General features: G+C 67.3%; 17 protein-coding genes. 14 read left to right on the top strand and 3 right to left on the bottom strand.

What is annotated here, in order from left to right:
- Positions 1–127 precede the first annotated feature (127 nt).
- The 11 genes from ACPYIS_RS03780 (at position 128) to ACPYIS_RS03730 (ending at position 13,303) form a co-directional block, all read left to right on the top strand.
- Positions 128–1,117: an ABC transporter ATP-binding protein gene (locus ACPYIS_RS03780; RefSeq protein ID WP_425973882.1), complete on the top strand. Its 990-nt coding sequence runs from the start codon at positions 128–130 to the stop codon at positions 1,115–1,117.
- An 83-nt stretch (positions 1,118–1,200) separates the two neighbouring features.
- Complete coding sequence (locus ACPYIS_RS03775) at positions 1,201–2,697, top strand: IS5 family transposase (protein ID WP_425973569.1); 1,497 nt, start codon at positions 1,201–1,203, stop codon at positions 2,695–2,697.
- A gap of 46 nt (positions 2,698–2,743) precedes the next feature.
- Complete coding sequence (locus ACPYIS_RS03770; protein ID WP_425974096.1) at positions 2,744–2,881, top strand: TOBE domain-containing protein; 138 nt, start codon at positions 2,744–2,746, stop codon at positions 2,879–2,881.
- A 38-nt stretch (positions 2,882–2,919) separates the two neighbouring features.
- Positions 2,920–3,852 carry an ABC transporter permease gene (locus ACPYIS_RS03765; RefSeq protein WP_424860029.1) on the top strand — a complete coding sequence of 311 codons (933 nt, stop codon included), beginning with the start codon at positions 2,920–2,922 and terminating at the stop codon, positions 3,850–3,852.
- A 12-nt stretch (positions 3,853–3,864) separates the two neighbouring features.
- Positions 3,865–4,701, top strand: a complete 837-nt coding sequence (locus ACPYIS_RS03760; protein ID WP_424895054.1) for an ABC transporter permease — start codon at positions 3,865–3,867, stop codon at positions 4,699–4,701.
- Between the two features lie 103 nt (positions 4,702–4,804).
- Positions 4,805–6,355, top strand: coding sequence for a protein adenylyltransferase SelO (locus ACPYIS_RS03755; protein ID WP_424860031.1), 1,551 nt, complete (start codon positions 4,805–4,807; stop codon positions 6,353–6,355).
- A 125-nt stretch (positions 6,356–6,480) separates the two neighbouring features.
- Positions 6,481–7,977 carry an aldehyde dehydrogenase gene (locus ACPYIS_RS03750; protein WP_424860032.1) on the top strand — a complete coding sequence of 499 codons (1,497 nt, stop codon included), beginning with the start codon at positions 6,481–6,483 and terminating at the stop codon, positions 7,975–7,977.
- A 67-nt stretch (positions 7,978–8,044) separates the two neighbouring features.
- Positions 8,045–8,935 (top strand): lysophospholipid acyltransferase family protein, encoded by an 891-nt coding sequence (locus tag ACPYIS_RS03745; RefSeq protein ID WP_424895055.1) that lies wholly within the window; start codon positions 8,045–8,047, stop codon positions 8,933–8,935.
- 190 nt (positions 8,936–9,125) lie between these two features.
- Entirely contained in the window at positions 9,126–9,785 is a 660-nt protein-coding gene (locus ACPYIS_RS03740; RefSeq protein WP_425973880.1) for a Crp/Fnr family transcriptional regulator, read from the top strand.
- 126 nt (positions 9,786–9,911) lie between these two features.
- Positions 9,912–11,480 (top strand): methyl-accepting chemotaxis protein, encoded by a 1,569-nt coding sequence (locus tag ACPYIS_RS03735; RefSeq protein ID WP_424860035.1) that lies wholly within the window; start codon positions 9,912–9,914, stop codon positions 11,478–11,480.
- 35 nt (positions 11,481–11,515) lie between these two features.
- Positions 11,516–13,303 carry a putative bifunctional diguanylate cyclase/phosphodiesterase gene (locus tag ACPYIS_RS03730; protein WP_424895057.1) on the top strand — a complete coding sequence of 596 codons (1,788 nt, stop codon included), beginning with the start codon at positions 11,516–11,518 and terminating at the stop codon, positions 13,301–13,303.
- Here ACPYIS_RS03730 and ACPYIS_RS03725 read toward each other — a convergent pair.
- The 3 genes from ACPYIS_RS03725 to ACPYIS_RS03715 all read right to left on the bottom strand — a co-directional run bounded on the left by ACPYIS_RS03725 (position 13,222) and on the right by ACPYIS_RS03715 (position 16,967).
- Positions 13,222–15,027 (bottom strand): diguanylate cyclase domain-containing protein, encoded by a 1,806-nt coding sequence (locus ACPYIS_RS03725; protein ID WP_424895058.1) that lies wholly within the window; start codon positions 15,025–15,027, stop codon positions 13,222–13,224. The two genes, ACPYIS_RS03730 and ACPYIS_RS03725, sit on opposite strands and share 82 nt — an antisense overlap.
- Positions 15,028–15,079: 52 nt before the next feature.
- Complete coding sequence (locus ACPYIS_RS03720) at positions 15,080–15,277, bottom strand: YgaP family membrane protein (protein ID WP_299021180.1); 198 nt, start codon at positions 15,275–15,277, stop codon at positions 15,080–15,082.
- A gap of 148 nt (positions 15,278–15,425) precedes the next feature.
- Positions 15,426–16,967 (bottom strand): ATP-binding protein, encoded by a 1,542-nt coding sequence (locus tag ACPYIS_RS03715; protein WP_425973879.1) that lies wholly within the window; start codon positions 16,965–16,967, stop codon positions 15,426–15,428.
- A 146-nt stretch (positions 16,968–17,113) separates the two neighbouring features.
- On the opposite strand from ACPYIS_RS03715, the gene mnmG reads away from it, so the two are divergent.
- The 3 genes from mnmG to ACPYIS_RS03700 all read left to right on the top strand — a co-directional run bounded on the left by mnmG (position 17,114) and on the right by ACPYIS_RS03700 (position 20,708).
- On the top strand, positions 17,114–19,120 hold the full coding sequence (gene mnmG / locus ACPYIS_RS03710) for a tRNA uridine-5-carboxymethylaminomethyl(34) synthesis enzyme MnmG (RefSeq protein WP_424895060.1): 2,007 nt from the start codon (positions 17,114–17,116) through the stop codon (positions 19,118–19,120).
- On the top strand, positions 19,117–19,803 hold the full coding sequence (gene rsmG / locus ACPYIS_RS03705; RefSeq protein ID WP_299020305.1) for a 16S rRNA (guanine(527)-N(7))-methyltransferase RsmG: 687 nt from the start codon (positions 19,117–19,119) through the stop codon (positions 19,801–19,803). The genes mnmG and rsmG overlap by 4 nt, the downstream gene beginning before the upstream one ends.
- A gap of 134 nt (positions 19,804–19,937) precedes the next feature.
- Positions 19,938–20,708 carry a ParA family protein gene (locus ACPYIS_RS03700; RefSeq protein WP_299020303.1) on the top strand — a complete coding sequence of 257 codons (771 nt, stop codon included), beginning with the start codon at positions 19,938–19,940 and terminating at the stop codon, positions 20,706–20,708.
- Positions 20,709–20,773: the final 65 nt, after the last annotated feature.

The following is a 20,773-nucleotide window of genomic DNA, read 5'->3' as shown; positions in this document are numbered from 1 at the left end:
CGCGCCCAAACGGTGTGCGGATGCACCACCGATGAGCACCGGGCTGTTCGTGCCGAGGGTATGAACAGCCCGTTTTCTTTCTCTGACCGACCCCTGGGTCGCGTGACCCGCAGGAGTGTGATCCGTCATGGCCGAACCGTCCCGTGCTCCCGCTGAACGGGAAAACTACTTGGTCACCGAAAAGCTCGTCAAGCGCTTCGACGAGGCGCTGGCCGTTGACGAGGTGTCGTTGTCGGTGCGCAAGGGAGAAATCTTTGCGCTGCTGGGCAGCTCGGGCTGCGGCAAATCCACCCTGCTGCGCATGTTGGCGGGGTTCGAGACCCCGACTTCCGGGCGCATCCTGCTCGGCGGGCAGGACGTCGCCGGTCTGCCCCCGTATGAGCGGCCGGTCAACATGATGTTTCAGAGTTACGCGCTCTTTCCGCATCTGGACATCTGGGAAAACGTCGCCTTCGGCCTCAAGCGCGAGGGGCTGCCCAAGGCCGAAATCGACAAGCGCGTGAGCGACATGCTGGCGCTGGTGCAACTGAGCGCGTACGCACGACGCAAGCCGCACCAGCTCTCGGGTGGGCAGCAGCAGCGCGTGGCGCTGGCGCGCAGTCTGGCCAAGCGGCCCAAGCTGCTGCTGCTCGATGAGCCGCTGGGGGCGCTGGACAAAAAACTGCGCGAGCAGACCCAGTTCGAGCTCGTCAACATCATCGAGCAGGTGGGCGTGACCTGCGTCATGGTCACGCACGACCAGGAAGAGGCCATGACCATGGCCAGCCGTATCGCGGTCATGAGCAAGGGCCGGGTATTGCAGATCGGCACCCCGCAGGAAATGTACGAGTTTCCGGCCAATCGCTTCGTGGCCGACTTCATCGGCAGCGTCAATCTGTTCGACGGCACACTCAGCATCGATGAGCCCGACCACTGCGCTGTGTCCACCCCGTTGGGCGTCATCCACGTCGGGCACGGCACCACTGGCACCGTCGGGATGCCCATCAGCGTCGCGGTGCGGCCAGAAAAGATCGAGATCGCCAAGACCCGACCCGAGGGCGTGCCGTGCAACCTGTTTCAGGGCCGGGTCAAAGAGATTGCCTACTTCGTCGCCCCTGAAATATTCATAACCTCATGATTTTTCTTGTGTTATTGTCTGTTTGCGAGTACAATTTCCCCCAGATTTGATGGTCTGATGCGCCGTTTTCTGGGAGTTTTGCGATGTTTGCCTGCCCCGCCACCGAGGACTTCTTCCGCGCCCGGCTCGATCAGATGATCGACCTGCGCCATCCGCTGGCGGTGTTGTCCTCACGCATGCCGTGGCAGGAGTTGGAAGCAAGGCTGTCGCACCTGTTCATGCGCAAAGCGCGCTCTGGGGTGGCCATGCCCGATCTGGACCTCTTTGGCGAATCTCCGGTGCGCGCAGCTCGGGCGTCCAACGCAGGCCGACCCCGCGTGCCGCTGCGCGTGATGATCGCGCTGCTGTATCTGAAGCACGCCTTCAACGAGTCGGACGAAGGGGTGGTGGAGCGTTGGCGCGACACGCCGCGCTGGCAGTACTTCTCGGGTCTGGCCTACTACGAGGACCGGCTGCCGTGTGACGCCACGACGCTGGTGAAGTTTCGCCGGCTGCTGGGCGAGGAGGGGGTGGAAGAACTCCTGGCGCAGACGATCAACGTGGCGGTGGAAACCGGACTCATCAAGCCGCAGGAACTCAAGCGCGTGGTGGTGGACACCACCGTACAACCCAAGGCGGTGGCCCATCCGACCGACAGCCGGCTGCTGGAGACGGCACGCACCAAGCTGGTGGAGGCGGCCAAGGCCGCCGGCATCGCCTTGAAGCAGACCTTTGCCAAGGAAGGCAAGGAGCTGGCCCGCAAGGCAGGACGCTATGCGCACGCGCGGCAGTTTGCGCGCATGCGCCGGGTCATCAAGCGTCAGCGCACCATCGTGGCCAGGCTGCAGCGGGAGATCGAGCGCAAGGCCAGCCGCCTGGGGCAGGCCATCCAGAGCGCTCTTGGCCACACCCTCAACAAGGCAGCGCGTCTGGTGGCGCAGACTGCCAACCGAAAGACCGCCGACGGGACTCGAAAGCTCTACGCCTGGCACGCGCCGGAGGTGGAGTGCATCAACAAGGGCAAGGCCCGCTGCCCTTACGAGTTCGGCGTCAAGGTCGGCATTGCCAGCACCCTGAAGCACAGCCTCATCGTCGGAGCCCGGGCCTTCCATGGCAACCCCTACGACGGGCACACGCTGCAAGCGCAGCTGGAGCAGGCCACGATCCTGATGCAGGACAGCGGCATCAAGCCCAACACGGCCTATGCCGACTTGGGCTACCGCGGGGTGGAGGCCGACATTGCGGATGTGCGCCTGGTGCACCGCGGCAAGATCAAGCGCCTGACGCACGAGGAGCGCAGACTGCTCAAGCGCCGCCAGGCCATCGAGCCGGTCATCGGGCACTTGAAGCAGGATCACCGCATGGACAGGTGCCACCTCAAGGGCGAGCAGGGTGACCGGCTGCACGCGGTGCTGTGCGCGGCGGGCTACAACATCCGCTGGCTGCTGCGCATGATCGCCAACAAGGGCGTGCCCTTCTTGAGGCGAGCTTTTTTGCGCCTCATTGCGGCCGTGCGCCTCATCGGCCGGTGGCTCGCCCAGCGGCGGCCAACCGAGACCAGTGGCGCCAACCCTGCCCAGCTGCGGCTAAGGGCGGCGTGAAAATGAATTTTTCAGGGACGACTACTTCGGCTCGTACAACAGCTACATCGTCGTCACACCGCAGGGACAAAAAGTCAAGATCACCGAAGCCAATACCTCGCGCCACGACCTGTCCGACATCACCTGGGAGGACGAGGTTTGGTTCTGGTGGAGCGACACCGCTGGTGTCGTGCTGCGCGACTGACCGCGGCGCATGTCCGCATCCCCACTGCCTGCGCCATCATGAGTCACCCCTCCACCCCCGAGCGCGCCGCGCCGCTGCCGATGCCCGGGCGGCGTTTCGTCATTGCCGTGCCGTTTGGCTGGCTGACGGTCTTTTTTGCACTGCCGTTCCTGATCCTGCTCTACATCAGCTTCGTCGACATGGGTGACGGCATCGACCCGTTCCAGCCCTTGTGGGACGCTGAAACCGGCGTGCTGCGCCTGAAGTACGAAAACTACTGGAGCATCTTCAAAGCGCAGTGGGACGGTCCGCTGTTTCAGACGCTGTACGTCGAAGCGTACGCGCGCTCGCTGCTGTATGCAGCCATCACGGCGACGCTGTGCCTCTTGATCGGGTATCCGTTCGCGTATTTCATCGCCCGCAGCGCGCCCGCGGTGCGCCCGGCGCTGCTGCTGCTGGTGATGCTGCCGTTTTGGACCTCTTTTCTGCTGCGCGTCTACGCCTGGAAGGGCATTTTGGCCGACGCGGGCATCCTCAACCGCGCGCTCATGGCGCTGGGCGTGATCGATGAGCCGCTGCACCTGCTCTACACCAACGTGTCGATGCTGGTGGGCATGACGTATGTGTACTTGCCCTTCATGGTGCTGCCGCTGTACGCCAACCTGGTCAAGATGGACTGGCGGCTGCTCGAGGCCGCCTACGACCTGGGTGCCACGCCCTGGAAGGCGTTCTGGTTGGTGACGGTACCGCTGTCCAAGGCCGGCATCATCGCGGGCTTCATGCTGGTGTTCATCCCGTCGGTGGGCGAGTTCGTCATCCCCTCGCTGCTGGGCGGCCCGGAGAACCTGATGATCGGCCGCGTGGTGTGGGACGAGATGTTTACCGCCAACAACTGGCCGCGGGCCGCGGCGCTGGCGGTGGTCATGATCGCGCTCATCGTCGTGCCGCTGGCCATCTACTACCGCTACAGCGGCGAGCGCGCCGCACACTGAAGGGGAGTCGCCATGACGCGTTGGCTCGGACGCCACTTTGGCAAAGGCTGGTTGCTGCTGGTGTACGCGTTTTTGTACGCCCCGCTGCTGTTCATGATCGTCTTTTCGTTCAACAGCACGCGGCAAGACGCGGTGTTCACCGGCTTCTCGCTGCGCTGGTACGAGGCGCTACTGGCCGACACCAAAATCGTCAACGGGTTCTTCGTGTCGCTCAAAGTGGCGCTGACGACCGGCGTGCTGTCGGCGGTGCTGGGCACGTTCGCCGCCTTCGTGCTGGTGCGCTACCGGCGCTTCTGGGGCCGAACGGTGTTTTCGGGCATGGTCAACGCGCCGCTGGTCATGCCAGAGGTGATCATTGGCCTGTCCCTGCTGTTGCTGATGGTGGGCGCGCAAAACGTCTTCGGCTGGCCGCAGCGTGGCATGCTCACCATCGTCCTGGGCCACACGCTCATGGGCATGGCATATGCCATGGTGGTGGTGCAGTCGCGCCTGCTCGAGATGGACCGCCGCATCGAAGAAGCCGCCATGGACCTGGGTGCGCGCCCGCACCAGGTGTTCTTTCTGGTGACGCTGCCCAACATCGCGCCTGCCGTGCTGGCGGCATTTCTGCTGTCGTTTACGCTGTCGTTCGACGACGTGGTGATCTCGGAGTTTTTGTCGGGCCCCGGTGTCAACACGCTGCCGCAGGTCATCTTCGGCTACGCGCGGCGCGGCATCAACCCCACCATCTACGCCGCGGCCACGATCCTGATTGCAGTGGTGACGGCGGTCATCGTCAGCTACGCGTTGTGGGTGGCGCGCAACACGCGTCGGCGCGAGCGCGAGATCGCAGCCGCCACCCGTGCCTGAGCCCCAACCGTCAGCGTGCCGCATCACCGGGAGGGCCGGTGCGCGATAGGGTCTTGACGCGGCCGTCGCTGTGTCGGGCCCCGCTGTCGCTACCCTTGGCGGCATGATCGACGCCATGCCGGGTTTGCAGCACCGCTACGCCACCGAACTCGCCCCGTTGTGCATCCCGTGGCGGGCGGCACCGGTGCCACAGCCCGCGCTCGTAGTCTTCAATGATGCGCTGGCGGCCGAACTCGGTTGGCCTGCCGAACGGTTGCGCGGGCCCGAGGGCGCGGCCTTGCTGTGTGGTCAAGGGTGGCCGCCAGAGGTGCGCACCGTCGCGCAGGGGTACGCCGGCCACCAGTTCGGCGGCTATGTGCCGCGCCTGGGGGACGGGCGCGCCCTGTTGCTGGGCGAGGTGCTCGACCGCCATCGCCGCCTGCGCGACGTGGCGCTCAAGGGCTCTGGGCGCACCCCCTTTGCGCGCGGCGGTGACGGCAAGGCGGCGCTGGGGCCGATGCTGCGGGAATATCTGATCAGCGAAGCCATGCACGCGTTGGGCGTGCCCACCAGCCGGTCGCTCGCCGTCGTCGCCACCGGTGAGACGATCTGGCGCGAGGTGGACGGCTTGCCCCAGCGTGTGCCGGGCGCGGTGCTGGTGCGCGTGGCGGCGAGCCACATCCGGGTCGGCACCTTTCAGTGGGTAGCGGCCAGTGGGGATGTGGAGCTGCTGCGGCGCTTGGCCGACCACACCTTGCAGCGCCACGACCCCGGGCCGCATGAGCAGCCGTATGTGGCGCTGCTGGAAGGCGCGTGCGAGCGGCAGGCGGCGCTGGTGGCCCAGTGGATGGGGTTGGGCTTCATCCACGGCGTCATGAACACGGACAACATGACGCTCTCCGGCGAGACGATCGACTACGGCCCATGCGCGTTCATGGAGGCGTTCGATCCGCAGACGGTGTTCAGCTCCATCGACCATGGCGGCCGCTATGCCTGGGGCAACCAACCGCGCATGGCGCAGTGGAACCTGGCACGGCTGGCTGAGGCCTTGTTGCCACTGCTGCATCCCGACGAAGAGGCCGCGCTGGCCCTGGCTCAGGCCGCGATCGAGCGCTTTGGCGCGCGCTACCGGCACCATTGGCTGGCGATCATGCGGGCCAAACTGGGCTGGCAAGCGGGTGAGGCGCCGCCGACCGATGCCGCGCTGGACGGCGCAGACCAGGCGCTCATCGACGACTGGCTGCACCTGCTGCACGCGCAAGCGGTGGATTGGACGCTGGCGCACCGGCGCTTGAGCGATTTGGCGGCGGCACTCGACACCCAACCGGCGCGCGCGTCGTCGTCAGCGGCGCAGCCACTGGCCGCGCTGTTTGCCGATGTGGCGGCGCTGGATGCATGGCTCGTGCGCTGGCAAGCGCGCCTGCAGCGCAACGCGCACGGGTCCCCCACGGACTGGGCGCACGCCATGCGGTGCGTCAACCCGATTTATATCCCGCGCAACCAGCGCGTGGAGGAAGCGCTGCGCGCCGCCAGCGACGAGGGCGATATGGCCCCGTTCGAGGCGCTGCTGTCCGTGGTGCAGCAGCCGTTTGATGAGCGCCCGGGGCTCGAGCGCTATGCCCAACCGGCCGATCCCATGACTGCTCGCCGCTATCGCACCTTTTGCGGCACCTAGGACGGCAGTGTAGGACGACCTGTCACGGGCGCGAAAGCGGACCACCAGTGCGTGCCGCAAGTGGCTGCGCCAGGCGCGCCCGCGCTGCCGTAGGATAGGACGCACCATCCGAAGGAGCCTTGACCATGCCCGAAACCCCCACCCCCGCTGTCACCCCGGCGCTCGATGGCCGCGCTGTCATCGACGGCCGCCGGGTCGAGGCGGCCGACGGCCGCACATTCGACTGCCTTTCGCCCATCGACGGGCGGCTGTTGACCACCGTGGCGCGCGGCGGCCCGGCCGACATCGACGCGGCGGTGGCGGCGGCGCGGCGCGCGTTCGAGGACCGGCGTTGGTGTGGCCAAGCCCCGGCGGCGCGCAAACGCGTGCTCATCCGCCTGGCCGAGCGGCTGCTGGCCCACGCCGACGAGCTGGCGCTGACCGAGACGCTGGACATGGGCAAACCCATCCGTTACGCCAAGAGCGTGGACGTGCACAGCGCGGCCAATTGCATCCGCTGGTACGGCGAGGCGGTGGACAAGATCTACGACGAAATCGCGCCTACTCCACGCACTGCGCTGGCGCTGATCACGCGCGAGCCAGTCGGGGTGGTTGGCATCATCGTGCCGTGGAACTATCCGCTGTTGATGGCGGCGTGGAAAATCGCGCCCGCCCTGGCCGCGGGCAATTCGGTGGTGCTCAAGCCGAGCGAAAAGTCGCCCCTGACCGCGCTGCGCCTGGCCGAGCTGGCGCTGGAGGCCGGCCTGCCGCCCGGCGTGCTCAACGTCGTACCTGGTTACGGGCCCGAGGCGGGCAGTGCCCTGGCCCTGCACATGGATGTCGACGCCATCGCCTTTACTGGCAGCACGCGGGTGGGCAAGCAAATCCACGTCATGGCGGGCCAGAGCAACCTCAAGCGCGCCTGGACCGAGCTGGGCGGCAAGTCACCCAACATCGTGTGTGCCGACTGTCCCGATCTGGACCGGGCGGTCGAGGCCGCCGTCTCCAGCATCTTTTTCAACCAGGGCGAGAGCTGCAACGCACCGTCGCGGCTGTTCGTCGAGGCCAGTATCAAGGAGGCCTTCCTGGAAAAAGCGCTGGCGCTGGTGCCGCGCTACCAGCCCGCCAACCCGCTGGAGCCACAGACGATCATGGGCGCCATTGTCGACCGCATCCAGCTCGACACCGTGCTGCGCTACATCGAGCAGGGCCAGGCCGAAGGCGCACGCCTGCTTGCCGGGGGGCAGGCAGTCGAGCCAGTGCCGGGCGGCTGCTACGTGCAGCCCACGGTCTTCGACGGGGTGACCAATACCATGACCATCGCGCGCGAGGAGATCTTCGGCCCCGTGCTGTCGGTCATCACCTTCACCGACCTGGCCGACGCGGTACGGCAGGCCAACGACAGCATTTACGGCCTACAGGCGGCGGTGTGGACGCGTGACCTCAATAAGGCGCACGCGGTGGCGCGCGCGCTGCGCGCCGGCACGGTGCACGTCAACCAGTACGACGAGGACGACATCACCGTGCCATTTGGCGGTTTTCGGCAAAGCGGCATCGGGCGTGACAAGTCGCTGCATGCGCTGGATAAATACACCGAACTCAAAACCACCTGGATTCGCATCGACGATCCGCTGTCGGCGTGACAGTCCCGCCCGGGGGTGGGCGCAGTTCGTGTGGGCGTGTCGGCCGCCGCTATCATCCGCAGCGGTCATGACCGACACCGCTGTTGTCCATCACGCCCTCACGCCCGGCCCGGCCTGGTTGCGCTGGGCCGCCCGCTTGCCGCTGCCGCTGCTGCGCACGGTGGGTGCGACCCTGGGCGCGGGGTTGTACCTGTTGGCGCATCGTCGGCGCGCCATCGTGCAGCGCAATCTGGCGTTGTGTTTTCCGCAGGCGTCTGCTGCGCAACGGCGGACCTGGGCGTGGCAAACGTTCATCCATTTCGGCCAGGCGTTTGTGGACCGGGTTTGGCTTTGGCACGCCCCGGCGACGGTCGTGGCGCAGCGCGTGCGGCTGGACGGCGAGTGGGCGGCGCTGGCCGCGCCGGGCCCCCAGTTGCTGTTCGTGCCCCACTTCGTGGGGCTGGACGCGGCGTGGACGCGGCTGACGCAGGCCATCGACCGCCCGTGGGCGGGCTTGTATGCTCCCCAGGTCAACCGCACGCTGGACGCGTGGGTGCGCCAAGGGCGCCAGCGCTTTGGCGCGCCGCAGGTCGTCTCGCGCCGCGAGGGGGTACGCGGCCTGGTGCGCGCACTGCGCGCAGGCAGCGCGGTCTATCTGTTGCCAGACATGGATTTCGGTCCGCGCGAGTCGGTGTTCGTGCCGTTTTTTGGGGTTCCGGCCGCCACCGTTACCTCGCTGCCGCGGCTGGCCGCGGTGGCCCGCGCCCCCGTGCGGCCGGTGGTGGCGCGGCTGGACCGGCATGGCTATCGCGTCTGGGTGGGCGCGGCCTGGGCCGACTACCCCAGCGGTGACGACGCGGCCGACGCGCAACGCATGAACGCCGAGCTGCAGGCGTGGATCACCGAAACTCCCGGACAGTACCATTGGTTGCATCGGCGCTTCAAGACGCGGCCCACCGGGAGCGCTCCCGTGTATTGACATGTCGCCAGGGGGCTTGGCGGAAGCGGACGACGGGACCACAATGACACCCATGGACACGCGCCACCGGCGATTTACCCCCCCCCCCCCCCCCCCCCCCCCCCCCCCCCCCCCCCCCCCCCCCCCCCCCCCCCCCCCCCCCAAACTCCCGGGGGGTATGTCTCGGAGCGCTGTGGGCATCGTTGACCGGTTGGCGACCCCCACGTGTGACGGCTGTATTCATGCCGCCCGTTGCCTGATCGCGCGCACCCAAACCGCATGGCCGGGCGAGGTCGAGGCGCGCCGGGTCACGTCGGGCCAGACCCTGCTCCGACAGGGCGAGCCCGTGACGCACGTGCTGGTGGTGCAGGTAGGCTTGGTAACGTTGTCCCGCCACAGCGACGGCAACCCTATGCGCGCTGTCGCCATCGTGGGGCCGGTGCAAGCGTTGGGCGTGCGCGCCCTCGCGGGCCACGCCCCCGCAGCCGTCGATGCCACGGCCCTCACCGATGCGCGCGTCTGTCAGCGCCCCGTGCCGCGCGAGGGGGTGCCGCCTGCCGTGCTCAGTGCTTCGCTCGACGAATGCACCCGCTTGGCCGAGACGCTGTCCGATTGGGCGGCCATTGGTCGCCTGCCCACGGCCAGCGAGCGGGTGGAAGCGGTTTTGCGCCGCATGGCGCAATGCACGGGGTCGGTCGAGGTCCCGCTGCCGGAGCGGACGCTGCTCGCCGAACTGGCCGCCTGCGCGCCGGAGACGGTCTCGCGCGCCGTCGGGATGCTGGTACGCCAAGGCCGCCTGCGGCGCGGCGGGTCGCGGCGCGTCCAGCTCACCGCGGCCGCGCCAGTCACCGCACGCACGCCGCCGCCGTGATGCGGCGCCACCACGCGGCCGTGTGACAAATGTCACGCGAAACGTTGATTGGTGTCAGTAAACGCACACAGAACCGCCACACCATGGCATGTTTGGGTCTGCCCGTTCGCAAAAGGAAGTTCGTTCGTGCGCCAAAACCTGCCCGTTACCCAGCGAGAGTACGTCATCGATGGCCGTGCCACGCTGCTCTCCACCACCGATCCCAAGAGCCGCATCACGTATGCCAATGCGGCGTTCGTGGCCGTCAGCGGCTTCGAGCGTGAAGAGCTCATGGGCCAGCCGCACAACATCGTGCGCCACCCGGACATGCCACCCGAGGCGTTTGCCGACATGTGGCGTACCATCCAGGGTGGCCAGTCGTGGACGGCGCTGGTGAAAAACCGGCGCAAGGACGGCGACCATTATTGGGTGCGCGCCAACGCCGCGCCCATGGTGCGCGATGGGCAGGTGGTGGGCTACTTGTCGGTGCGCACTGCGCCCGAGCGCACCGAGGTCGAGGCCGCCGAGCGCTTGTACGCCGCGTTCCGCGAGGGGCGCGCACGCGGGCTCGCGTTTTATAAGGGTCTGATCGTGCATACCGGCTGGCAGTCCTGGCGCAGCTGGGGCCAGCGCGCCAGCACAGGGGCCCGGCTGGGCGCGGGGGTGTTGCTGGCCGCCCTGGGGCCAGTGGCGGCCGTGGCAGGCCATGCGGCGTCCACCGGGGCGTGGTTGCCACTCGCCGTCGCCGCCGGTGGCGCGGCCGTGTCGGTGTTGCTGGCGCTGGCGTGGGGCCGGGTGCATATCACGCGGCCATTGGCGCGCATCGCGCAGCATGCGCAGTCCATCGCGGCCGGCAACTTGGTCACGCAACCGCCGCTGAACCGGGTGGACGACATCGGCCTGCTGGCGCGCTCCATCAACCAGGCCGGACTCAATCTGCGCGCTATGGTCGACGACGTCGCGGCGCAGGTGCAGGGCGTCAGCAGCGCAAGCGAGCAGATCGCGCAGGGCAATGGCGACCTTTCGCGGCGCACCGAGCAAGCTGCCGCGAGCCTGGAGGAGACGGCGGCCACCATGGAGCAGGTCACGGCCACCGTGCGCCACAACGCCGACAATGCGCAGTCCGCCACCGGGTTGGCCGAGCAGGCGATGGCGGCCGCGCAGGCAGGCGGCGAGGCGATGCAGACGGTCGTGCAGACCATGCAGACGATTCGCAGTGGCTCGCAGCGCATCGCCGATATCACCGGTGTCATCGACAGCATCGCGTTTCAGACCAACATCCTGGCTCTCAACGCCGCGGTGGAGGCGGCGCGCGCGGGCGAGGCCGGACGCGGCTTTGCCGTCGTGGCGGGCGAGGTCAGGAGCCTCGCGCAGCGCAGTGCCGACGCGGCGCGCGAAATCAAGGCGCTCATCCAGAGCAGCGTGCAACAGGTCGGCGCTGGCGTGGCGCAGGTGGAGCAGACGGGCGAGCAGATCGGTGCCATCGTCGAGCAAGTCAAGCGCGTGGCCGACCTGATCCGGGAAATCTCCGCTGCCAGTCGCGAGCAGTCGGCGGGCGTGGCCCAGATCGGCGAGGCGGTGGCGACGCTGGATCAGAACACACAGCAAAACGCCGCACTGGTGGACGAACTGTCGGGCGCGGCGCGCAGCCTGCACGCGCAGGCCGAGCGGCTGGCCGACGCAGTGGCGCTGTGGCGCAGCGGTGCGCGGCGCTGACCCGCTTCAGGCCATGATCCAAGGGAAGCAGGCCCATGAAAACGATGAAAGGTGCCCTGGCCGGATCAGGCAAGCGTGCATACCAGACAAACATTCCGGAACTGTTGATCGAGCAAGCCGAGCAGGCGCTGGCGGCCGAGCTCCCCCCGCTCGAACGTATTGTCTTCGACGCCGCCCCGGACGGGATTTTGGTGGTGGATACGCAGGGCCGCATCCTGGCTGCCAACCCCGCGATGGCGCGACTGTGCGGGCGCGAGCCGTCAGCCCTGATGGGCCAGCCGCTCGATGTGCTGATGCCAATGACCGCGCACAGCCGCCACCACGCACATCTGCAGCGTTTTTTCGCCGACCCGCACCCGCGCCCGATGGGTGCCGTGGCATCGCTCGAACTGCGCCGTGCCGATGGCGTGCTGGTGCCGGTGGACATCGCACTGGGGGTGGGGGAGTACCACGGGCAGCCGTGTGCGGTGGCGTTCGTGCGCGACGTCACCGAAACCCGGCGCCTGACCGAGCGCTTGCAGCATCTGGCGGCGCACGATCCCCTGACCGGCTTGGCCAACCGGGCCCAGCTGCGGGCGCGGCTGCACGACGCCCTGGCCGCGGCGCAGCGCAGCGGTCACACGATGGCACTGCTGCTGTTAGACCTGGATGACTTCAAACGCATCAACGACGTCCACGGGCATCCGGTCGGCGACGCGGTGCTGCAGGGGGTGGCCGAGCGGCTGCGCGGCAGCGTGCGCACCGACGACGTGGTGGCTCGCCTGGGCGGGGACGAATTCGCGGTGCTGCTGCCGCGGGTGGATGGCCCGGCCGATGCCCTGCGTGTGGCCGATAAAGTGCTGTTGGCGTTACAGTGCGCACCGGTCACGGTGGGGGATCTGCGGCTGGAGGTGGGTGGCTCGGTGGGGGTGGCCTGTGGTCCGCAAGATGGTGCGGATATCGAGGCGCTGCTGCGCGCGGTCGATTTGGCCCTGTATGCAAGCAAAGCGCAAGCGGCGGGACAGCCCGTGCGTTATGCGCCCGCGCAGGCGCACGCGCTCGATGAACGCGCCCGCATTCACGACCGCTTGCGCCACGCATTGCGCCACGGGGGCTTGAGCCTGCATTACCAGCCGCAGGTGGATGTGCGCACCGGTGCCGTCTCCGGGCTGGAGGCCCTGCTGCGCTGGACCGATGCCGAGCTGGGGTCGGTTCCACCCGCACGCTTCATTCCCGTTGCCGAATCCACCGGGCTGATGCTCGCGCTGGGCGACTGGGTGCTGCAGGAGGCGTGCCGCCAGTGGCGGGTTTGGGCCGACCACGGCTGGCGGGTGCCGATCGCGGTCAACGTCTCCGCGGTGCAGTTGCGCCAGGAGGGACTGGCCGCCCAGGTGCGTGACGTGCTGCAGCGCCACCGGATGGATCCCGCCTGCCTGGAGCTGGAGCTGACCGAATCGGTGGCGATGGCCGACGCCGCGCACGCGCGCCGGGTCATGACGGAATTGGCTGCGTTGGGGGTGCGGCTGGCCCTCGACGATTTCGGCACCGGGCACTCGTCGCTGGCCGTGCTGCGCCAGTTGCCGGTGCACCGGCTCAAGATCGATCGCAGCTTCCTCCAACGCATACCGCAGGACAGTACCGACGTCGTGCTGGTGCGCGGTGTGCTGGCGCTGGCGCGCACGCTCGGGCTGCAAGTGGTGGCCGAAGGCGTGGAGACCGAGGGACAATGGGCGTTTTTGCGCCGCCACCGTTGTGCGGCGTATCAAGGCTGGTGGTTTGCTCCCGCGCTTGCGGCCGACGAGGTGCCGCCATTGTTGGCCAAGGCAGGGGTCCAGGCGGCATAACGGTTGCGCCCGCTGCGCTTGGCCCAGTACATCGCCTCATCGGCCTGGTGCAACAGTGTGTCGGCGTCCACGGGCGGTTCTTGCGGGTAATAGGTGATGCCGACACTGGCCGACACCTGCAGCGCCCCAGCGGCATCATCCACCGGCTGTGCCATCGCTTGCAAGATGCGCTGCAACAATGGCTCGGCATCCTGTGGGCGGATCAGATCCGGCAGCAGCAGCACGAATTCGTCACCTCCCAGCCGCACGACAGTGTCCACCTCGCGTACCAGCGCACGCAGCCGCTGTGCCAGCGCAATCAGCAGGCGGTCGCCCGCGGCGTGACCGTGGGTATCATTGATGGCTTTGAAGCCGTCCAGATCCAGCATCACGACCGCCAGGCACGCGCCGTGACGGGCGGTGCGGGCCATCGCCTGCTGCAGCCGGTCGTGTAGCAGCACGCGGTTCCCCAGGCCGGTTAGCGCATCGGTGAGTGCGGTGCGCTGCAGCTCGGCCTCGGTCTGCTTGCGCTGGGTGATGTCGTGGAACACACCGACGTAGCCCTGCACCTCGCCGCGCGGGTCGCGCATCACGCTGATGGTCATCCAGTTGGCCATCAACGCACCGTCGCGGCGGCGGTTCCAGATTTCGCCCGACCAGTGGCCTTGCGTTTGCAGGGCGTTCCACATGGCGGCAAAAAACGCGCGATCGTGCCGGCCGGAGGCCAGCAGCGACGGGTTGCGCCCCAGGACCTCGTCCGGCGCATAGCCCGTCAGCCGCCCGAAGGCGTCGTTGACGCGCACGATACAACCCTGGGCATCCGTGACCAACACGGCTTCGTGCGTGTAGCGAAAGACCTGCTCGGCCAGGGAGGCGGCGCGCTGGTATTCGTGTAGCGTGCTCAGGTCGGCCAGTATGCCCGCCACCCGCCACGGCGTGCCATCGTCGCCGCGCGCCACCACCTGCCCGCGCAAGAGCGCGGGCACCTCATGACCGTCGCGGTGGCGCAGGCGCAGTTCGCACTCCAGTAGCGGCTGTTGCCCGCTGAGGTGGCGCGCCCACGCGTGCTCGAACAGCGAGCGGTCGGCCGGCGCGATCAAATCCAGCCAGCGCGTCATGTTCAGCGTGGGCAGGGTGGCGACCGAGTGACCCAATACCTGCAAGGCTGGTGGGTCGAGCTGCAGGCGATCGAGGCGCAAGTCCCAATCCCAGCTACCCAGGCCAGCACCCTGCAGCGCCAGCTGCATGCCGTGGGCCGATCGTGCTAGGTGTTGGAGCGACGCTTCGCGCATCTTTAACGCCTGTTGAGCTTGCTGCCATTGCGCGGTGGCCCATTGTGCCCGGCGGCGAAGCCCCAGCGCGGCCGTGATCAAGACCGCCACCACCGCGCCGAGTGCCATCACGGCAGCCAGCAGCCACAGCTCTTTGCGCTGCGTTTGTGCCAGGGTGTCGGGCTGGCGTTCTTCGGCCACCCGTCGTTCAGACAGCAGGTTGATGTTCTGAAAGTGCTGCTGCCGCGGCTCGACCACGGAGCGGCCATAGAGCAAGGCGGCCGCCTCGTTGGCATCGACGATGCGCCCGCTGTCGGGTTCGATCCACAGCATGGGCACCCCCTGGTAGCGGAAGACGTCGCCAAAAGCGACCTGATCCGCCGGGGGTGTGCTCGGTCCGCCCAAGGCCGGGGCCAGCACGCCCAGCGTGCCCAAGCAACTCGCGACGGCCAGCCAGCGCCGCAAACGGTGCATAGGCTCTCCAAGATCGGCGCCGCGCACGGCAAGGGCGTGCGGGCTCGGCAGGTTATTCGCCGCTGCGAGTTTTGCAGGTGTTGATGCCAAAAATGGCGTACGGCGGACACCAGCCGATGAGCCCCGTGGCCAGCGGGACGATGCCGATCCAGCCCCAGACACCGACGGTGCCGGTGGCAGCCAGCGCGATCAAGAGGAGGCCAATGGCGATGCGAAGAATGCGGTCGATGCCGCCGACGTTACGGGTCATGATGGAGGCTCCTTTGGGTACGACGGGGTTTAGATAAGCTAACGATACCCCACAATGTACGTCAGCCATTTGACGATTGGCAACTCCCGCAAGTGAGCCGGGTTTCGAAATCGCCAATGATGGTTCCACGTGAAACGCTCGGACCATCTCAGGCAGGCTCAACCTCCCATCCCTCCACATTACGCGTGGTGCTGCTGAACTCCACGCCCAGCAGCCAGATGGGGCGGCCGTCGGCGCGGTATTTGTCGGCGTAGCCCCGCTGCCGCAGCTGCGCCATCGCCTCGCCCGTGGGTTGGTCGCCATCGATGCGCTTGAACTCGATGATGACGATGGCCTGCGGGAGTCTCAGCATCAAGTCGATGCGACCTTGGTTGGTCACATCTTCCGGGGTGAGATCGAGCCCGAGGCTGGCCAGGTGCGAGTAAAAGACACTGGCCCAGTAGCCCTCGTAGTGCAGCACGGGATTCGCCCGGTACCAGTCGGCGGGGATGCTGGCAAAGAGCGACTCGAAGTGCGCGCGCAGGGCAGTCCAATCGAGCGCGAACCACTTCTTCAGAAGCGGCAGCGGCTGCGTGGGCACCTGCGGTGGCACCCACGCGCGCAGCAGCGCCTGGTTGAAGGCGCTTTCCACCTCGCGGTTGGGGTAGCCCAGTTGGTACTGCACGAGTCCCCCGAGCCGCTCCACGCCGGTAATAGTGAGATAGCCCGTCTGCCACAACAGCGCTTCCGTGCCGATGTACTCGACATCGAACGCGCCCAGGAGCTGATCATCGGCCACCAGGGTGTCCAACTGTGGGATAAACGTCTGGCGGCTGCGCAGCAAATCGACCAAGAAGGTGGGTGTGCCGGTCTCGAACCAGTAAGCGCGAAAGGTGCGCTCTTGCAGCAGCAGCAGCACATCGAACGGGTTGTAGACCGACTCGCCCAACCAGCGGTAGCCGTTGTACCAGCGGCGGATGTCGTCGCGATCGAGCCCCTCGAGCTCCGGGGCGAAGACGGTATCGACGTCTGTTTCCGTATAGCCACAGATGGCCGAGTAGGCCGCATCGACCGTGATGTCGTTGAGGTTGTTCAGGCCCGAGAAGATCGACGCTGTTCTGAACTTGGACACACCGGTCAGGAAGGCGAACTGGATGTGCGCGTCTTGCCCCTTGATGACCGAGTAGAGGTTGCGCAAGCCCTCGCGCATGGCGCGGGCCACTTCCGGGTCGGTGAGGTTGTCGAGGATGGGCTTGTCGTATTCATCGACCAGGACGACGGCGCGTTGGCCGTATTTTTGCGTGGCCCGCTCGATGAGCTCGCCGAAGCAGCCCGGGATGGAGCGGTGCTCGCAGTGGATTCCAAGGGAGCGCTGGTGGTTGTCGAGCAGTTCGCGGATGCGCTCATCCAGTTGCTCTCGGCTCTCCAGCCGCCCCTCGGCGAAGCTGATCCGAATGACGGGATGTTTCTTCCCCCAATCCCACTTGTCGTGGCAGGTCAGCCCCCGAAAGAGCGGCTCGTTGCCGGCGAAGAGTTCGGCGAGCGTGTCCAAAAAGAGCGATTTGCCGAAGCGCCGCGGGCGCGAGAGGAAGTAGTACTTGCCTGTGGTGGCCAGCCGGTGCGCAAACGCGGTCTTGTCGACGTAGTAGTAGCCCCCTTCGCGGATGTCGCGGAAGGTCTGGATGCCGATGGGCAGTTTGCGGCGCTGCATGACGGGCGATTTTGGCAGATGAGGTGGGGTGGGTAAATCGGGGTGATGTGCGCGGCGTGGTCGATCGTGGGAAAATCGCTCCCTTTCATTATTCGTAGGCCGGGCCTTGCAGGCAGCCGGCCTGTCGTTGTTGGAGCGACCGGTCCATGCTGTACCCACAGGAGTTCGATGTCATTGTCGTCGGCGGCGGCCATGCCGGCACCGAAGCCGCGCTGGCGGCGGCCCGCATGGGCTGCCGCACGCTGCTGCTGACACACAACATCGAGACGCTGGGGCAGATGAGCTGCAACCCCAGCATAGGCGGCATTGGCAAAGGACACCTGGTCAAAGAGGTGGACGCGCTGGGCGGCGCGATGGCGCTGGCCACCGACGAGGCCGGGATCCAGTTTCGCATCCTCAATGCGAGCAAGGGCCCCGCGGTGCGTGCCACGCGCGCCCAGGCGGACCGCAAGCTGTACAAGGCCGCGATTCGGCGTCGGCTAGAAAACCAGCCCAACCTGTGGTTGTTTCAACAGGCGGTGGACGACCTGATGTTGGAGGGTGACCGGGTGGTGGGCGCCGTGACGCAGATTGGCGTGCGCTTCCGCGCACGCGCGGTGGTGCTGACGGCGGGCACGTTTCTGGACGGCAAAATCCACGTCGGATTGCAGCATTACAGCGCCGGTCGTGCGGGCGACCCGCCCGCGGTCAGCTTGTCGGCGCGCCTGAAAGAACTGCAGTTGCCGCAAGGGCGGCTCAAGACCGGCACGCCCCCGCGCTTGGACGGGCGCACCATCGACTGGTCGCGTTGCACGGTGCAGCCCGGGGACGGCATGCCCGGGTCCGAGACCGAGGGGCGGCCGGTGCCGGTGTTTAGCTTCATGGGGCGGCCCGAGATGCATCCGCCGCAGTTGCCGTGTTGGGTGACGCACACCAACGCGCGCACGCACGCCATCATCCGCAGCGGGTTCGACCGCAGCCCGATGTTCACCGGCAAGATCGAGGGAGTGGGGCCGCGCTACTGCCCGAGCGTGGAGGACAAGGTCAACCGCTTTGCCGACAAGGACAGCCATCAGATCTTTCTGGAACCCGAGGGGCTGGACACGCACGAGGTGTACCCGAACGGCATTTCCACCAGCTTGCCGTTCGACGTGCAGGTGGAGATGGTGCGCTCCATCGCCGGGTTGGAAAAAGCACACATCCTGCGCCCGGGTTACGCGATCGAATACGACTATTTCGACCCGCGCGGGTTGCGGGCCACATTCGAGACGAAGGCCATCCGCGGCTTGTTTTTTGCCGGGCAGATCAACGGCACCACGGGCTACGAAGAGGCGGCGGCGCAGGGGCTGTACGCGGGCATCAACGCCGCGCTGCAGGTGCTGGAGCGCGAGCCGTGGGTGCCGCGGCGGGATGAGGCGTACCTGGGCGTGTTGGTGGACGACCTGATCACCAAGGGCGTGACGGAGCCGTACCGCATGTTCACCAGCCGCGCGGAGTACCGCTTGCAGCTGCGGGAGGACAACGCCGATGCGAGGCTGACGGAGACGGGGCGTCGCCTGGGGCTCGTGGACGACGCGCGCTGGGATGCGTTTTGCCGCAAGCGTGACGCGGTTTCACGTGAAACCGAGCGCCTCAAATCGACCTGGGTCAACCCGCGCATCGTGTCGGCGGCGGAGGCCGAGCGCGTGCTGGGCAAAGGGATCGAGCACGAATACAACCTGTTCGACTTGCTGCGACGCCCGGGCGTCGGGTACGAAGCGCTGATGTCGCTGGAGGATGGGCGCTATGCCGCACCCGACGTTTCACGTGAAACCTTGGGCGACCTCTACGCCCCCGTGGTGGAGCAAGTGGAGATCGGCGCCAAGTACGCGGGCTACATCGAGCGTCAGCGCGACGAGGTCGAGCGCACCGCGGCTTACGAGCATTTGCGCTTGCCCCCCGAACTGGACTACATGCAGGTCGCGGCGCTGAGCATCGAGGTGCGGCAAAAGCTGCAGAAACACCGGCCCGAGACGTTGGGGCAGGCCGCGCGCATTTCGGGCGTCACGCCGGCGGCGATCTCGCTGCTGTTGATTCACCTCAAGCGCGGCCGCTTCAAGGGGTTTGCCGATACTTCCGTAGGCAGCCCGTCGGGCGTGACGGTGGATGCCGAGGGCGAGGCGCGCGCGGCATGACGACGGTCGGCGATCTGGAGCCCGCACTGCGAGCGGGGTTGGCGGACCTCGGGCTGGTGCTGCCGGATAGCGCCGTGCAGCGCTTGTTGGGCTATCTGGAAGCGTTGCTGCGCTGGAACCGGGTGTACAACCTGACGGCGGTGCGCTCGCCGGCCGAGATGCTCACCCACCATGTGCTGGACAGCTTGGCGGTCGTCCCCCCGCTGCGGCGCCAGTTGGGGCTGCCGCCGATGCCGCCCGCAAGCGTCGCGCCGAGCGCCGCCCGCGTGCTGGACGTGGGGTCGGGCGGTGGTTTGCCTGGCGTCGTGCTGGCCATCACCTGTCCGGATCTCGCCGTGACGTGCGTGGATGCGGTAGCCAAGAAGGCCGCTTTCCTGACCCAGGTGGCGGCCAGCCTGACGTTGGCCAACTTGTCCGGCGTGCATGCGCGCGTGGAGGCCGTGGCGGGCGCCTACGATGTGGTGTGCTCACGGGCTTTCGCCGCGCTGGCGGACTTCGTGGCGTGTTCGCGCCACACCTTGGCTCCACGAGGGGTGTGGATGGCGATGAAAGGCCGGGTGCCCCACGACGAGATGGCGGCGTTGCCCGCCACGGTGCAGGTGTTTCACGTGGAACACCTGTCGGTGCCGGGGCTGGGGGCCGAGCGCTGTCTGGTCTGGATGCGGCCCGCAGGCGACGAATGACCGTAAACTCGCACCCTGCCGCCGCCGTGCAGCGCGCGGCCGCAAGCTTGAAGCAATAGCGATTCGATCCGGGGCGCCGGTGACGGCGCCTTTTCCCTGGGGCGGATCGACGCCGATGAACGGAAGGGCTGACGATGGCGCGCGTCTTTTGCATCGCCAACCAAAAAGGCGGGGTGGGCAAGACCACCACCACGGTCAATCTCGCCGCGGGGCTGGCCCAAATCGGTCAGCGGGTGCTGATGGTTGACCTGGATCCGCAGGGCAACGCGACCATGGGCTCGGGCGTGGACAAACGAACGCTGCAACCCACGGTGTACGAGGTGCTGCTGGGCCAGACGACGGTACCAGCGGCGGCCCGGCGCAGCGATGCGGTGGGTTACGACGTGCTGGGCGCCAATCGCGAGCTGGCGGGTGCCGAGGTGGAGTTGGTGGCGCTGGAGCGCCGCGAGCACCGGCTGCGCGATGCGCTGGAGACCGTACAGGCGGACTACGATTTCGTCCTCATCGACTGCCCCCCGTCGTTGAGCCTGCTCACCCTCAACGGCCTGTGCGCGGCGCACGGCGTCATCGTGCCCATGCAGTGCGAATACTTTGCGCTGGAGGGGCTGTCCGATCTGGTCAACAGCATCAAGCAGGTGCACGCCAACCTGAACCGCCAACTCAAGCTCATCGGCCTGCTGCGGGTGATGTTCGACCCGCGCATCACGCTGCAGCAGCAGGTCAGCGAGCAGCTCAAAGGGCACTTCGGCGACAAGGTGTTCGACACCGTCATCCCGCGCAACGTGCGCTTGGCCGAGGCGCCCAGTTACGGCCTGCCGGGGGTGGTGTTCGACCCCTCGGCGCGCGGGTCCAAGGCGTTCGTCGATTTTGCGCGCGAGATGGTGGCGCGCGTCGAGCGTTTGTGACGGCGGGCATCGGCGAGCCGCGTGCACACCATGCCGCCCGCCGAGGGGCCAACCCCGCACGTGGA

The organism is Tepidimonas sp. HKU78, assembly GCF_049860815.1.
Lineage (GTDB): Bacteria > Pseudomonadota > Gammaproteobacteria > Burkholderiales > Burkholderiaceae_C > Tepidimonas.
This window is presented reverse-complemented; position numbering and strand designations above follow the sequence as displayed.

Bases quoted from the DNA above. Each gene is read 5' to 3' on its own strand.
- ACPYIS_RS03780 (WP_425973882.1), top strand. From the start codon at position 128: ATGGCCGAACCGTCCCGTGCTCCCGCTGAACGGGAAAACTACTTGGTC.
- ACPYIS_RS03775 (WP_425973569.1), top strand. From the start codon at position 1,201: ATGTTTGCCTGCCCCGCCACCGAGGACTTCTTCCGCGCCCGGCTCGAT.
- ACPYIS_RS03765 (WP_424860029.1), top strand. From the start codon at position 2,920: ATGAGTCACCCCTCCACCCCCGAGCGCGCCGCGCCGCTGCCGATGCCC.
- ACPYIS_RS03760 (WP_424895054.1), top strand. From the start codon at position 3,865: ATGACGCGTTGGCTCGGACGCCACTTTGGCAAAGGCTGGTTGCTGCTG.
- ACPYIS_RS03755 (WP_424860031.1), top strand. From the start codon at position 4,805: ATGATCGACGCCATGCCGGGTTTGCAGCACCGCTACGCCACCGAACTC.
- ACPYIS_RS03750 (WP_424860032.1), top strand. From the start codon at position 6,481: ATGCCCGAAACCCCCACCCCCGCTGTCACCCCGGCGCTCGATGGCCGC.
- ACPYIS_RS03745 (WP_424895055.1), top strand. From the start codon at position 8,045: ATGACCGACACCGCTGTTGTCCATCACGCCCTCACGCCCGGCCCGGCC.
- ACPYIS_RS03730 (WP_424895057.1), top strand. From the start codon at position 11,516: ATGAAAACGATGAAAGGTGCCCTGGCCGGATCAGGCAAGCGTGCATAC.
- ACPYIS_RS03725 (WP_424895058.1), bottom strand. From the start codon at position 15,027: ATGCACCGTTTGCGGCGCTGGCTGGCCGTCGCGAGTTGCTTGGGCACG.
- ACPYIS_RS03720 (WP_299021180.1), bottom strand. From the start codon at position 15,277: ATGACCCGTAACGTCGGCGGCATCGACCGCATTCTTCGCATCGCCATT.
- ACPYIS_RS03715 (WP_425973879.1), bottom strand. From the start codon at position 16,967: ATGCAGCGCCGCAAACTGCCCATCGGCATCCAGACCTTCCGCGACATC.
- mnmG (WP_424895060.1), top strand. From the start codon at position 17,114: ATGCTGTACCCACAGGAGTTCGATGTCATTGTCGTCGGCGGCGGCCAT.
- rsmG (WP_299020305.1), top strand. From the start codon at position 19,117: ATGACGACGGTCGGCGATCTGGAGCCCGCACTGCGAGCGGGGTTGGCG.
- ACPYIS_RS03700 (WP_299020303.1), top strand. From the start codon at position 19,938: ATGGCGCGCGTCTTTTGCATCGCCAACCAAAAAGGCGGGGTGGGCAAG.